The 13,795-nt window shown below is 69.6% G+C and carries 13 protein-coding genes; 7 read left to right on the top strand and 6 right to left on the bottom strand.

Translation table 11 applies throughout. The features are described 5' to 3' along the window. Window positions 1–152 precede the first annotated feature (152 nt). Window positions 153–521: a sterol carrier family protein gene (locus tag ABD419_RS02065; RefSeq protein WP_344481132.1), complete on the bottom strand. Its 369-nt coding sequence runs from the start codon at window positions 519–521 to the stop codon at window positions 153–155. A 227-nt stretch (window positions 522–748) separates the two neighbouring features. Here ABD419_RS02065 and ABD419_RS02060 point away from each other — a divergent pair, with 227 nt between their 5' ends. From ABD419_RS02060 to purM, 3 genes are all read left to right on the top strand, one after another. Then, window positions 749–2,908 carry a carboxypeptidase-like regulatory domain-containing protein gene (locus tag ABD419_RS02060; RefSeq protein WP_344481130.1) on the top strand — a complete coding sequence of 720 codons (2,160 nt, stop codon included), beginning with the start codon at window positions 749–751 and terminating at the stop codon, window positions 2,906–2,908. Window positions 2,909–3,522: 614 nt separating this feature from the next. Next, window positions 3,523–5,058 carry an amidophosphoribosyltransferase gene (purF, locus tag ABD419_RS02055; protein ID WP_344481128.1) on the top strand — a complete coding sequence of 512 codons (1,536 nt, stop codon included), beginning with the start codon at window positions 3,523–3,525 and terminating at the stop codon, window positions 5,056–5,058. Next, window positions 5,013–6,146 (top strand): phosphoribosylformylglycinamidine cyclo-ligase, encoded by a 1,134-nt coding sequence (gene purM, locus ABD419_RS02050; RefSeq protein ID WP_425555895.1) that lies wholly within the window; start codon window positions 5,013–5,015, stop codon window positions 6,144–6,146. Before purF ends, purM begins: the two co-directional genes overlap by 46 nt. On the opposite strand, the gene ABD419_RS02045 is transcribed toward purM, so the two are convergent. Both ABD419_RS02045 and ABD419_RS02040 read right to left on the bottom strand, forming a co-directional pair. Beyond that, window positions 6,112–7,146, bottom strand: a complete 1,035-nt coding sequence (locus ABD419_RS02045; protein WP_344481124.1) for a phosphatase PAP2 family protein — start codon at window positions 7,144–7,146, stop codon at window positions 6,112–6,114. The two genes, purM and ABD419_RS02045, sit on opposite strands and share 35 nt — an antisense overlap. A gap of 285 nt (window positions 7,147–7,431) precedes the next feature. Beyond that, on the bottom strand, window positions 7,432–8,346 hold the full coding sequence (locus ABD419_RS02040) for an oxidoreductase (RefSeq protein ID WP_344481121.1): 915 nt from the start codon (window positions 8,344–8,346) through the stop codon (window positions 7,432–7,434). A gap of 115 nt (window positions 8,347–8,461) precedes the next feature. Here ABD419_RS02040 and ABD419_RS02035 point away from each other — a divergent pair, with 115 nt between their 5' ends. Beyond that, window positions 8,462–9,037, top strand: coding sequence for a TetR/AcrR family transcriptional regulator (locus tag ABD419_RS02035; RefSeq protein ID WP_344481119.1), 576 nt, complete (start codon window positions 8,462–8,464; stop codon window positions 9,035–9,037). Window positions 9,038–9,063: 26 nt separating this feature from the next. Here the strand turns inward: ABD419_RS02035 and ABD419_RS02030 are convergent, their stop codons facing one another. The 3 genes from ABD419_RS02030 to ABD419_RS02020 form a co-directional block, all read right to left on the bottom strand. Continuing rightward, window positions 9,064–9,786 carry a maleylpyruvate isomerase family mycothiol-dependent enzyme gene (locus tag ABD419_RS02030; protein ID WP_344481117.1) on the bottom strand — a complete coding sequence of 241 codons (723 nt, stop codon included), beginning with the start codon at window positions 9,784–9,786 and terminating at the stop codon, window positions 9,064–9,066. A gap of 151 nt (window positions 9,787–9,937) precedes the next feature. Next, entirely contained in the window at window positions 9,938–10,189 is a 252-nt protein-coding gene (locus ABD419_RS02025; protein WP_344481115.1) for a DUF397 domain-containing protein, read from the bottom strand. After that, a complete protein-coding gene (locus tag ABD419_RS02020; RefSeq protein WP_344481112.1) occupies window positions 10,161–10,991 on the bottom strand; it encodes a Scr1 family TA system antitoxin-like transcriptional regulator in 831 nt (276 codons plus the stop codon). The genes ABD419_RS02025 and ABD419_RS02020 overlap by 29 nt, the downstream gene beginning before the upstream one ends. A gap of 341 nt (window positions 10,992–11,332) precedes the next feature. Here ABD419_RS02020 and ABD419_RS02015 point away from each other — a divergent pair, with 341 nt between their 5' ends. The 3 genes from ABD419_RS02015 (at window position 11,333) to ABD419_RS24935 (ending at window position 12,587) form a co-directional block, all read left to right on the top strand. Continuing rightward, complete coding sequence (locus tag ABD419_RS02015; RefSeq protein ID WP_344481109.1) at window positions 11,333–11,665, top strand: hypothetical protein; 333 nt, start codon at window positions 11,333–11,335, stop codon at window positions 11,663–11,665. Beyond that, a complete protein-coding gene (locus ABD419_RS02010; RefSeq protein WP_344481107.1) occupies window positions 11,658–11,930 on the top strand; it encodes a hypothetical protein in 273 nt (90 codons plus the stop codon). The genes ABD419_RS02015 and ABD419_RS02010 overlap by 8 nt, the downstream gene beginning before the upstream one ends. Window positions 11,931–12,056: 126 nt before the next feature. Further along, on the top strand, window positions 12,057–12,587 hold the full coding sequence (locus ABD419_RS24935; protein ID WP_425555879.1) for a GrpB family protein: 531 nt from the start codon (window positions 12,057–12,059) through the stop codon (window positions 12,585–12,587). The last annotated feature ends 1,208 nt before the right edge of the window (window positions 12,588–13,795 follow it).

Raw genomic sequence — 13,795 nt, 5'->3', positions numbered from 1 at the left:
AGCGCGAGGTACCTGAAGCGGAGCTGAAGCGGGCTGAAGGGGAGCTGAAGCGGGGCCGGCCGGGGCACGCCGATCACCGCTTGACCTCTGGGTAGAGGGCCCCCGGTTTCGAAGCTAGCGCGAGGTACCTGAAGCGGAGCTGAAGCGGCGGGCTATTCCTCTTCTTCCAAAGCTTCGCCGTGGAGGCCCGTCAGGGGGAGGACCTCGGTGAGGTCGGCGCGCTGGCCGGAGGCGGTGACGCGGCCGGAGGCGACGGCGTCGGCGAAGGCGAGGCGGCCCACGGCGAGTTCGACGAACACGACCGGCTGACATTCGATGACGTTGGGAGGGGTGCCGCGCCGGTGCCGGGGGCCCTCGACGCACTGGACCGCGCCGTACGGCGGCACCCGCACTTCCACCGAGTGGCCTGGGGCTTTGGCGGCGAGCTCGCGCAGCAGCTCCCGGACGGCGGATTTCAGCGTCTCCTTGTCGGGCGCCTCATCGTTGTCGATCGCGGCGATGGCGTCGGCCACAGCGTCCACGGTGGGACCTCCCGGTCACGTTAGACTGCCCGTTACGGCACGTTGCCGAACGGCGATGATCGCCGCCGACCGAATCGCCCGCGGCACCGTCCGCACCCCTGGTCCCGTGATCGAATTGAGACCAGGCATAGTGGCGACGACGGCCCGCTTCCGTGGGTTCGTCGTGCCTGCCCGCTGCGGACCGCCGCGGGTCGGCGCCTGAAGCACATGCCCAGGAGGGGATGTAGATGACCGGAGCGGCCGAACCGAGCGGGACCCAGAGTAACCTCCCGCGGTCCCGGCGCAGGCGAGGGGTCGGTCTGGGCTCGCGCCTGGCCGCCGTCGCCGCGACGGCCGGCGTCCTCCTGCTCGGCGTCCTCGCCTTCCCGCAGGCCGCGACGGCCCAGCCGAACGCCGTCAACGGGTGGATCTCCTACGGCCCCGACCCGGGCCAGATCAGCATCGGCGGCCAGGCCACGGTCATCTCGGTCACGGTCAAGAACCTGGACCCGGTGACGCCCAAGGACATCACGATCCGGGCCGACGTCGAGGGCCTGAACCAGTACATCGCCGCCATCGACAACGACGGCGGCGCAGGATTCTGCACCCGCGAGGACGGCGACCGGGCCAAGTGCGCCCAGATCGAGCCGAACGGGGAGCGCACGGTCTCCTTCACGGTCACGACCGAGATGGAGTCCGACCTCCCCAACGGCGAGCAGAAGTCCGGCACCTTCAAGGCCGACTTCGGCGGCCAGGCGACCGCCGACGCGGGGATCAACGTCGTCGGCGCCACCCAGTCGGTCAGCCAGATCACCGGCAAGGTCACCTCGAACGGCGAGCCCGTCGAGGGCGCCAAGGTCGTCCTCGAGGACGGCGACGGCGAGGAGCACGAAGAGGAGACCGGCGGCGACGGCGGCTTCGCCTTCCGCAGCGAGGGCGGGACCACGATCGCGCCCGGCGACATGACCTTGACGATCACCAAGGAGGGCTTCGAGGAGAAGGTCGAGGACATCTCCGTCGAGTCCGGCGACTTCAACCTCAACGTCTCCCTCGCGCAGGTCGAGACCGAGGAGAGTTCCGCGCCGCCGACGTCCGAGGCGCCACCGACCTCCGCCGAGCCCGAGCCCAGTGATGAGGAGGAGAAGGGCGGCATCTCCGGCACGCTGCTGTTCCTGATCATCATCGGCGCGCTGCTCGTCGTCGGCGGCATCGTCGGCATCGTGTTCCTGCTGCGCGGCGGCAAGGACGACAAGGACGGCGGCGACGACGACTCGTTCGCCCCCGACGGCCCGCCCGACCACAAGCCCACCGCCGCCCAGGTCGGTTCGCCGGGCGTCTACCAGGCCGGGCCCGCGCCCGGCTCCGAGGCGCCGACGATGATCCACCCCGGCGGCCTCGTCGACGCCGCGGCGCCGACGCAGTTCGGTCCCGCTTACGGCGGCAACGACTCCACGCAGGTCATGCCGCAGTCGGGCTTCGGCGCGCCGCCGCCGCCCGCTCCGGGCGGTCCGGTCGGCCCCGACGGGACGACGATCCTCCCGGTGGTGAAAACCCCGGGGGCGTTCGACGCCTCCGACGCGACGCAGATCATGCCGCAGGCGAACCTGTCGAACCAGCCGCCCGCGGCTCCGCACGGCTCCTTCGGCGCCGACGCGGCCACGCGGCCGCACCCGTCGCCGACCGGCGCGTTCGGCGCCGACCCGGGCGCGACCCGGCCCCACCCGGGGCCGTCGCCGACGGGCGCGTTCTCCGACCCGGCCGGGCGGCCGTCGCCGAGCCCGTACGGCGACGCCGGCGCGACCCGCCCGCACCCGGCTCCGACCCCGCCGCCGTCCGGCGGCGGCATGTTCGAGCCGCAGAACCCGGGTCTGGTCGCGGGTCCGGCCTCGGAGCCGCGCTACGGCGCCCCGAGCGCGCCGCAATCGCAGCAGCCGCAGAGCCAGCAGCAGAGCCAGCCGCAGTACGGGCCGGGTTCGCAGGGCTTCGGCGGCCACAGCCAGCCGAGCCAGCCGCAGGGCTACGGGCAGTCCCAGCCAGGTCAGGGCTACGGCCAGAGCCAGCCGGGTTCCCAGAGCTACGGCCAGAGCCAGCCGCAGGGCTACGGGCAGTCCCAGCCGGGCCAGCCCGGCCAGGGCTACGGCTCGCACAGCGCGCCGCAGGAGCCCACCGGTTACCAGAGCCAGCAGGAGCCCTCGGGCTACCAGAGCCAGTCGATGCGCCGCGACCCGTACGCGCCGCCGGCCGACCAGCCGGGCGGCACGCGTCCGATGCCGCAGTACGGCAACCAGTCCCAGCCGCCGGCGCCGTACGGCGGCGCGCAGCCGGACGCCGACCCCGAGGACCCGGACTCGCGCCGCACCGAGCGCCGCAACTGGGGCGAGTGGGACGACCGCCCGCGCTCCTGGTAGCGGGCGGGCCGGCCGGGCACGAGCCGGTTCACACCTTCGGGTGACATGAGCGCCGCGGGGGCCGATTCTTGTCGGACCCCCGCGCAATGCTGGGCGCTACGGTCCCCTGGGTGGGTGGGGGTTAGGGATGGAAGTACTACTAACCCACCCACCCGCCCTACGGGCGGAGCATGTTTCACACACCTGTCGCCGCACGCCGTGCGCCTCCGCCCCGCGCCGCCCGCCCCGCCCCCGCCCGCCGCCGCCCGCCTCCGCCCGACCCGCGGCGCCCGACCCCACTCGCCTCCGCCCGGCCCTGCCTGCCGCACGGCGCCCGCCCCCGCCCGCCCCCCCGGCTTCCGACCACCCCCGCCCGCCTCCGCCCGACCCGCGGCGCCCGACCTCCGTCGGCTGCCGCTTTCCAGCTCCGGTGAAACCGGCCCCGGTGGGCGGAATTGCGCGGAGTTTCACCTAGTCGGGGAGGGGCACGGCACACACCCGCGCTCGCTGGACAGTGGCGACTTCCCGCAGGTCCGATAGACTGTCAGTGGTCGCCCGGATGAACGGGCGGGCACATTTGCAGGCATGGCGCCTACCGCGCGCCATACATTTGCTCAGCCAACTGAGGAGTTGCAGTGGCCCGAGGTGACGGTCGACTCACCACGGAACTCGATCCCGACAGTCCTGGACCTCGCGACGCCTGCGGCGTCGTCGGCATCTGGGCCCCCGGCGAAGAAGTCTCCAAACTCACCTACTTCGGGCTGTACGCGTTGCAGCACCGCGGCCAGGAGGCCGCGGGCATCGCCGTCTCCGACGGCACCCGCACCGTCGTCTACAAGGACCTCGGCCTCGTCGCGCAGGTCTTCGACGAGTCCACCCTCGCGCCCCTCCAGGGCCATCTGGCCATCGGCCACGCGCGCTACTCCACCACCGGCGCCCCCACCTGGGAGAACTCCCAGCCCACGATCCGCTCCACCTCCACCGGCACCGCTATCGCCTTGGCGCACAACGGGAACCTGGTGAACACGGCCGACCTCCTGAAGGAGGTCGACCACCTGGGCATCGACATGGGCACCACGACCTCCGACACCCACCTCATCACCGCGCTCCTCGCGGCGCACCCCGACGAGTCCGTCGCCGCGGCCGCCGAGCGCGTCCTGCCGCAGCTGCGCGGCGCGTTCTGCCTGGTGTTCATGGACGAGCACACGCTGTACGCCGCCCGCGACCCGCAGGGCGTGCACCCGCTCGTCCTGGGCCGCCTCGCGTCCGGCTGGGCCGTCGCCTCCGAGACCGCCGCGCTCGACACGATCGGCGCGCACTTCGTGCGCGAGGTCGAGCCGGGCGAGCTGCTCACCATCGACGAGCACGGCCTGCGCTCCACGCGCTTCGCGAACCCCGAGCCCAAGGGCTGCCTGTTCGAGTACGTCTACCTGGCGCGCCCCGACACGAAGCTGGCCGGGCGCAACGTCTACGCCACCCGCGTCGAGGTCGGCCGCACGCTCGCCCGCGAGTTCCCGGTGGAGGCCGACCTCGTGATCGGCGTCCCGGAGTCGGGCATCCCGGCCGCGATCGGGTACGCCGAGGAGTCGGGCATTCCCTACGGCCAGGGCTTCACCAAGAACCAGTACGTGGGCCGCACGTTCATCCAGCCCTCGCAGTCGCTGCGCCAGCTCGGCATCCGCCTGAAGCTGAACCCCCTGGTCGACCAGATCAAGGGCAAGCGGCTGGTCATCGTGGACGACACGATCGTCCGCGGCAACACGCAGCGCGCCCTGGTGCGGATGCTGCGTGAGGCCGGCGCGGTCGAGGTCCACATCCGCATCTCGGCGCCGCCGGTGAAGTGGCCGTGCTTCTACGGCATCGACTTCGCCACCCGCGCCGAGCTCATCGCCGGCTCGCTCGACACCGACGGCATCCGCGCCCAGATCGGCGCCGACTCCCTCGGCTACGTCTCGATGGAGGGTCTGGTCAGGGCCACCGAGCAGCCCGCGACCCGTCTCTGCATGGCCTGCTTCGACGGGAACTACCCGATCGAGCTGCCCGCCGCCGACCTCATCGGCAAGCACCTCATGGAACCGCAGCCCCAGTCTGCCGCGTCTCATTCACCCACTGCCCAGTCAAAGCGATCCACCGAAGCGAGCACGCAAGTGCGGGAAGGGACCACAGCGTGAGCAGCGGCACCACCACTCAGAAGACGATCTCCTACCAGTCCGCGGGGGTCGACATCGACGCCGGGGACCGGGCCGTCGACGCCCTCAAGCCGCTGATCAAGCGGACCGTGCGCCCCGAGGTCGTGGGCGGGATCGGCGGGTTCGCCGGCCTGTTCGCGCTCGACACCGAGAAGTACAAGAAGCCGCTGCTGGCCTCCTCCACCGACGGCGTGGGCACCAAGCTCGTGATCGCGCAGAAGCTCGACATCCACGACACCGTGGGCATCGACCTGGTCGCGATGGTCGTCGACGACCTCGTCGTGTGCGGCGCCGAGCCGCTGTTCCTCCTGGACTACATCGCGACCGGGCAGGTCGTGCCGGAGAAGATCGCCGACATCGGCGCGGGCATCGCCGACGGTTGCCGCTACGCGGGCTGCTCGCTCATCGGCGGCGAGATCGCCGAGCACCCGGGCGTCATGAAGCCCGACGACTACGACATCTCGGCGACGGGCGTGGGCGTCGTCGAGGCCGACCAGCTGCTCGGCCCCGACCGCGTGAAGGCCGGCGACGTCGCGATCGCGATGCGCGCCTCGGGCCTGCACTCCAACGGCTTCTCGCTGGTGCGCGAGGCCCTGTTCGGCGTGGGCAAGCTCGACCTGGGCACCGTGATCCCGGAGTTCGCCACGGCCGACCGCAGCCAGCGGACCCTCGGCGAGGAGCTGCTGACCCCGACCCACATCTACGCCAAGGACTGCCTCGAACTCGCCAAGGAGTGCGACGTGCACGCCTTCGCGCACATCACCGGCGGCGGGCTCGCGGGCAACCTGGTCCGCTCGCTCCCCGAGGGCCTCCACATCAGCGTCGACCGCGGCACCTGGGCGCCGAACCCCGTGTTCGACGTCGTCCAGCGCACCGGCGGGATCGGCCTGGAGGAGATGGAGCGCACGTTCAACATGGGCGTCGGCATGGTCGCGATCGTCGCGCCGGACCAGGTCGACCGCTCCCTCGCCGTGCTCACCGCCCGCCACGTCGAGGCGTGGACGATCGGCGAGGTCGCCGAGGGCGCCTCGGGCGTCAAGCTCGCGGGCGACTATCTGACGGCTGGCTAGGGATCTCGGGGGCCGGTGCCGGCTCCCCTTCCCCGTCTTCCACCGCTTCCGCTTCCCCTTGCGGCCCTTCGGCCGCGAGGCGCGCCTCCGTGCGCCGCTTCGCCCTGATGCTCAGCCCCAGCCACACGAGCCCGATCACCGGCAGCACGGCCGCGAGGATGAGCGCCTGGTTCAGCGGCAGGTTCGGGGTGATCGCCACGCCGACGAGCAGGATCGTCGAGATGAGGATGGTCTTGCGGGTCGCGGGCTCGAACACCATGAGCGGCCCGATCGGCACGTCGTGCCAGTCGACGCGCTTGGCGCTGCGGATGATGAGGATGCCGAGGATGAACCCGGCGATCGAGTCGGTGAGCCAGTGCTGGCCGCTGTAGAGCTGGCCGAGGAACACCATCGACGGCGGCGCGATGAGCAGCGTCAGCCGCAGCCACTTCGGCAGCAGGCCGCCGACGAGCATCACGATGAGGCCGAACAGCAGGATCGAGTTGACCGCGTGCCCCGAGGGGTACGCGGTCGCGGGCGCGACGCCCCCGCCGCCTTCCAGGTAGTACGTGAACAGCATGGGCCCGTCGGGGGAGACCTCGGCGAGGCGCAGCGGGTGCTGCGACAGCGGCCGGCCCAGCCAGTGCTTCATGCCGAGGATGAGCGCCAGGGTCATGAACGACAGCACGAACATGAGCATCGGCCGGATGGACCGCGACCGCAGCGCGCACCACACCGAGAACGCCAGGCCGATCGAGGCGCCCGCCTCGCCCTCGCCGATCATGGCGATGGTCCGCCCGAACTCCCACAACCAGGGGATCTTGTTGTCGACGGCCCACATCCGCACCTCGTGGTCGAGGGTCACCAGCGGCGACGGGAACATGAGCAGTACGGTCATGACCACGAACACGGCGAACAGGACGAGGTCCGGCCACCAGCTCTTGGGGCGCTCCCCGAACGGCTCCCAATCGAACCAGCCGACCGGAATGTAACGGCGCAGCGGCGTGACCAGTTGCTTCACGACGGACTTCTCGCTGACTGTTACACCCCGGTCCGTTATGTTCGCGCTCCGGCGCGGGCTCGAAGACCGGTTCGATTCAGAAGACATATACGGATGTTCGCCGGTCAAAGTGAATTTTGAGCACGCCACACCCGAACTGGACCGAATTTGTTATCAGGTCGGTATATATGGTGTGGTTTGCGACGCAACATCGATGAGCTGCATCGATAGTCAGCGATACCGGTCACGTTCCGACACTGGTCGCGGGCGCGTGACGTGTCACTCGCCGTGCGCGGCACCGTCCCTTCACGCCGCCGCGGGCAGCGGGAACCGCACCCCGGTCAGCTCCTCGGAGACGGTCCACAGGCGCCGCGCGAGCGCGGGGTCCCTCGCCAGGTCCGACAATTGCACGACCGCGGGCGCGCCCTTGCGCTCGCGCCTGCCGTCGGGTCCGATGTACTGGCCCCCTTCGGCCTTCGGCTCGGTCGCGGCGTACAGCTGCGGGAGGGCGCCGGCGGCCGCCGACTGGGTGACGAACGGCGAGAGCGCCCGCCCGCCGATCCGCACGACCGCGACGGTGCTGCGCAGCAGCCCGGTGTCGGAGAACCCGGGGTGGGCGATGAGGCTCGCCGCGGGGTTTCCGGCGGCGCGGAGGCGCCGCTCGAGTTCCAGCCCGAAGAGGGCGTTCGCGAGTTTCGACTGGCTGTAGTAGCGGACGGGCGTGTAGCCGCGCTCGCCGGTGAGGTCGTCGAAGTGGATCTGCCCGTGCCCGTGGGCGAGCGAGGAGACGGTGACCACTCGCGGGTCCGGTCCCTGGAGCCGGTCGAGGAGCAGCCCGGTGAGCGCGAAGTGCCCGAGGTGGTTGGTGGCGAACTGGGATTCGTGGCCCTGCTTGCTGAGCGAGCGCGGGGGCGCCATGATTCCGGCGTTGTTGACGAGCACGTCGATGCCGGAGTCGAAGCCGTCCGCGAACGCGCGCACCGAGTCCAGGTCCGCGAGGTCGAGGTGCCGCACTTCGAGGTCGGCGCCCGGGGCCTGCTCGGCGATGGCGGCGGCCGCGGCCTCGCCCGCGGTGGTGTTGCGGACGGCGAGGACCACCCGCGCGCCGCGGCGGGCGACGGCCCGGACGGTCTCCAGGCCGAGGCCCGAGCTCGCACCGGTGACGAGGAAGACCCGCCCGCTCTGGTCGGGGATGTCGGCGGCGCTCCATTTGCTGGCCATGGTCTGCTCCTTCGAAGCGGTAAGATGAACCTGCATTCACTCTATGATGAACCTAGATTCAGGTTATGGCAAATCCGCTGCACGCCTATGATGCTTCGCGGGGAGAGGAGTCCGCATGTCCGAGGGACGGCCGTTGCGCGCCGACGCCGCGCGGAACCGCGCCAAGATCCTGGAGGCCGCGACCCGCCAGATCATGACCCGCGGCCCCGAGGTCCCGATGGAGGCCATCGCCGAGGACGCGGGCGTCGCCGTCGGCACCCTGTACCGGCACTTCCCCACCAAGCAGGACCTGGTCGCCGCCGCGCTCGCGGAGTGCTTCGGCGCCTTGACGGAGGCGGCGGAGACCGCGGCCGACCGGATCGCGGCGGGCGCCAGTGCCATCGCGGAGTTCACCGCCTTCGCTCGGATCGTCATGGAGGACGCGGCGAGCAACCTCGCGATGAAGGCCGCGGCGCGCTCCCTCGGCGCGGAGTTCCACGAGGACGAGGAGCGCACCCGCGGCGAGGCGGCGATGCTCCGGCTCCTGGACGCCGTGAAGGCCGAGGGCACGGTCCGGCCCGACCTCGGCATCGAGGACTGCTACCTGTTCTTCGTCACGGTCCCGGTCGACCAGCCGCCCGAGGTGCGCGACCGCTGGTTCGAGCTCATGATCGACGGCTTCCGCGCCGGAGCCGCCCGACCCGTCGCCTAGCGCCCGTCGCGCCGATCCCGGCGGTGTCAGTAGGTCAAGGGCCCCTTGAGGACCGAGAGCGCCAAGGTCCGGTCGCCCTCCCACACCAGCGAGGGGTGGTCCTTGTGCATGCGGCCCCACAGCATGAGCAGCAGGTTCCCGGCGGTGCTGTGCACTTCGGCCACCGGGTCGCCCGGGCCGTAGATCCACCAGTCGTCGGTGTCGGTGGCGTTGAACTTCACGCACGCGTCCGGCGGCCACGCCTTGCCCACGCCGATCATCTTGGGCGCCAGCACTTCCAGCACCTCGGAGACGCCCGCGCTCGCCAGGTCGGGGTCGAGCGGCGCGGCGAGGCCGACCGTCTGCTGCGCGTCCCAGCGGTGCAGCATCGTCTCGACCGCGATCGACCGCTGCCAGTACCCGGCGTTCGGCGGCGTGAAGTGGCCCCAAGCGGGGGTGTCGGCATCGACGTCGAGGGACATCACCAGCAACTCGGCCGTGCCCTCAAGCCATTTCAGCAGCTCGCCGCGGTCCTGCGGCGCGAGCGGCGGCGCGCCGTCCGGCGGCGTGTCGCCCCCGGTCCACTCGGTCACGCACGCGGCCGTGAACAGGTTCGAGTGTCCCACCGCGCGAGCCAGCCCGGCGAGGTCGATCGGCTCGGCGAACTCTTCCCGGAACGCGATCGACGCGCCCAGATCGCCGCTGGCGACGCATTCGCGGAACGCGTCCATCTCCCGTCGAAAACACCGCAGATATGAAGCACCGTCCATGTCCCCAGCCTATCGGCGAGCCGAACACCAGCGGGAACGGGAGCACTACTTACCGGTATACCTCCACCTACCACGGGCTGCGCGAGGCCGAATTCGAGAAGCCAAGGGGCCGAGCGGCATCGCTCGGCCCCTTGGCTCGTGTACGGGTGTCTCAGCCGGCTGCGCCGAGGAGGGCGCGGAAGTCCTTCAGCTCAAGGTCGAAGACTGGAGAGCCGTCGCCGAGCTTGGAGTCCCGCAGGTGAAAGCCGTCGTCGGCGCACGAGGCGACCTCGACGCAGTTCGACTGGTTGGAAGCGCCGCTGAGGCTGCTCTTCCGCCAGGCGCGGCGGAGTTCGACGCAGCTTGACTCATTGGTTGAGCCGCTGCGAGTGCTCTTACGCCAGGAGGTCACGGCAGTATTCATTGAGGAACTCCTTCAACGGTATCCCGAGTAGCCACATGGCCTTACCGGCACGATGGTACTCGGCAACTACGGCATCTTCCTCGATGCACCAGCTGCCATGAAGGATCTCCGAATACACGAATGTCGGCGGCGCAGTCTCGCTCGTGCCGGGTTCGAAGATCTCGAATTGTGTGTTCCTCCCGGGATGGAATTCGGCCATCACTCTGATCTCTGTACCGGGGAGCGCCTCCTTCGCGAGAAGCTTGGTGAGCTGTTCGCGGCGGGGCTCTTCGGGCAGTTGTCGCAGTCCGTAGATCGCACTGTCGCCCATGAGGTACCGGATGAGCGGGAGGGGCGTCCGGCCGTATAGGCCGTCCTGGCGGCCATCCTTGAAGATCCAACCCTTTTGAGCATCAGCATCGCTGGAGCCGTCTCCGGGCTGGGTGATGATGAAATGGTAGTCGCGGGTCTGAAGCGGCCCGTGGACCAACTGGGGTTCGTGCTTGAAGATGATGCCTGCATGCTGCTCGGCCTTGGAGAGTGCGATGGCATGGAGTCGAGGCCTCGCCTCCAGGATGCGAAAGTCGTTGGCTTCCAGAATGAGTTCTACGTAGAACCGCAGCTCCGCATCGATTCTGTAGACCTCGGCGATTCTCGCGATCATGCCGTGTGGCGGATGGTGAATGCCGCGTTCCCAGTTGTAGATCGTGCCGGGCGATACCCGGAAGGCCCTGGCCGCCTCCTTCTGGGACATGCCGGTCGCTACCCTCGCGTCTTGCATCAGGATTGCGACCAGCCATCGCATGAGCTTCAACCGGATCATCCCCGAACCTCCGATACCCGCGATTAGTGGGACTCCATGATGGCATGACTCGAAACTGAAGCAAATACCAGCAATTAAGGGCCACAAGCATTTAGGGCCCAGAATTTGGGCCCCAGATTCTGGGGGTCGAGAGCTGGGGGCCAGCATCTCGTATCTCGTGGCGTCTTGTTTTCGCAGCTCAAGAGCCATACTTTCGAATCAGGCGCCGAGGCTTCTGGAGTCAGGGCGCTTGGTGGGGGCATCGGAGTGCCGTGGCCGGAGGTGGGTTCGACCGGCACTCTGATGCAACTCCATCGGATATCCGACAGTTCCAAGACCGAGTCCGAAATGGAGTGAATGCGATGGGAAGGTCGAGACTGAGCGTCGCGGACCTCGCCGCCTTGGAGCGCGGGCGGTTCAGCGACGGGCGGCGGAGCTACACCGTGCGGGCCTCCGGGGCCGACTCACCGGATTCGTTTCAGGTCTTCAGGACTGACAACGCGGCGGACATCGCGCTGATCGTGTCCGGCCTGACCTCCGGGTGCCTGCACGCGACCTGGGGCGAGGAGTGGCGCGGCGCGTCCGAGGCTTCGCGGGAGTGGCTGCGGGCGTGGGCGTTCCACGTCTTCTACAACGGCGACGGCGTGACCTCGGCGCGCCCCGCGTCGCCGGGCGAGCGGTACTGCAATGGGTAGCGGCGACGCCTGGCTGGGCGACTTCAGCCGCGGACCCGCCGTGTTCTCGCTCTACCGTTTGGGGATCGAGTCGGGCGGGCACCCGCTTGGACCGCCGGAGTACCGGATCGAGTGCGACGACGGGGCGGGTCCGCGCGAGATCTGCCGCTACTTCGACGAACCGGAATCGGTTCCGGAGTGGTTCGGCGCCTGGAAGAACGACGAGTGGTGTCCGTGGATCCTCCAGCAGGCCCGCGCCCTCGCCGCCGACCCCGGGCGCACTTGACCTACATCCTCCCCATAAAGGCCCGGCCGGGAGTTGGTGGACCCCCGACCGGGCACGAAGCGGGCCGGGCGGCCCTTGGTGGGAGCCGCCCGGCCCGCTTCGTGACCACTGCCGCCAGCGGTCCGAATGCGCGCTCCGGTGGTGTCTCGGTTCGGGTCAGAGCGGTCAGCGAGAAGAGGTGGGAGCAGGCCCGACTTGCCAGTCAGAGACAGGGGCTGTCGAGCTGTCAGCCACGCTTCTCCGCAGGCCGAGCACTTCGGGTCCACAGCGGTCCCAGGGGTTGGCCGCGAAGCCATCATCGACCTCATAGCTGCAGTGAAGGACTTCAAACTGGTTCAGCCGCAACAGCATGCGATAGCGGCGAACGGGTTTCGCCCACACCAGGACGGCATGGTCGATCGACTGCATTGCGTACGCGCCGATCGCGGCGCTCGCAGCCCCATCCTGCACGTGGTCACCTCCGAAAGCTGGCCGACTAGGAACCAGCCAAACTTGCGGAACTACCTTCGAAGCCACGCCGACGACGTAGCCTGCTACGCGCAACTCAATCGAGCGATCGTCGACCGGCGCAGCGCCTGGCGAGTACGAGAGGGCTACAACCGCGCTTGTGCAAAAGCTGACCGACCGCGCCCGAGCCGAGTACGGATTGCCCTCTGAACTGATGTGGGAGAAGCGCTGACTCAGGAACCGAACGCCTACCGTCCGACTCAAGGACCGGTCACTCTCCGAGGTCGATGCTGGCCATCAGTGGGGAGCCGAAGTGTCCTCGAGGGGACCGTCATGTCCGCCTTGGGGAGTTCTCGGTGCCGCTGACAGGTCGAGGCTGGGGCGGGTGTAGAGCGAGGTTCGAGCAGTCAACGAGAAGAGGTGGGGGCGGGCCCCGCTCGGTTCGCTAAGTCGGGGCCGATGAGGTCGGGGTTCGACCAGTCAGCGACCGAAGGTGGCGACGGCAAGCGCCCGGTGCGGCGGAGAACGTGCCGGGTCAGGTTGGGGTCGGCGGCGCCGGTCGCGGTGAAGCAGCCTTGCTGAAGCGGTGTCGTTGGGGCAGTGTCATCGGGAGGTGCCGGTGGAGCAGTGAGCGTCCGACGATCACCTTGGTCGCATTGACTGCCCCGACTGCTCTGGCCGCCTCGGCTACCAGGGCCGTGCCCGTGTCGGCTGTACTGGTTGCGGTTGCGGTTGCGGTTGCGGATGTTGGAGCCGGAGCCGGAGCCGGAGCTGGAGCTGGAGCCGGGATAGTCACTGTGGCGGGCCGCGGTGGCGGCACTGGTGGCGTTGGATGTGGCCGTCGGGGCTGAGTCGCGTTCGGTGTTGCGGCGCCTCGCGGGCGGGCCTTGCCGCGAAGGCAGGCAGCCTCCCTGGCATGTACCGCTGTTCAAGGTCGTCCTCGATGTCGCCATGGTCATGTCACCTCCTCTCCTGTCCTCTCCTGGTGTGGTCGTGCCGACGCACTCTCGTCAGTCGGCGATGTCCGCTCCCGGTCACGGGATGCCCGAACCCGATAGCTGGGCCTTGGTCCCGATGCCGGCTTCAGCCTCCCGGCTTCTTGCTGCCGTTCGATGCCGTGCCGACTCGGCACTGCCGGACCTGCGTGCGACCGTCCTTTCTGTATCCCCCTCTGGATCCCTCTCTGGATCCATCTCTGCATCCGCCCCTTCTCTGCCCTTTCGGCATTCGGTGCCGTTGCGTGCCCTGTGCAGCCGGATCCGTTCCACTCGACTGCCTGGTGTGCTGCCTCCTGAAGGCATGGTGAATGCCGAAATGGAGGCGATGCGCTCGCTGTGAGCGCTCTGGGTGCGGCCGTCGCCGTGTCGCGTCTTCGCTGCGATGCCGTGCCGGGTCCTCTAATGCCCGGCGGGTGGCTC

The sequence above is a fragment of the Glycomyces endophyticus genome (genome assembly GCF_039531525.1).
In the GTDB taxonomy this organism is placed as follows: Bacteria; Actinomycetota; Actinomycetes; order Mycobacteriales; family Micromonosporaceae; genus Glycomyces; species Glycomyces endophyticus.
The sequence above is the reverse complement of the archived record's forward strand: the minus strand, read 5'-3'. Positions and strand labels throughout refer to the sequence as shown.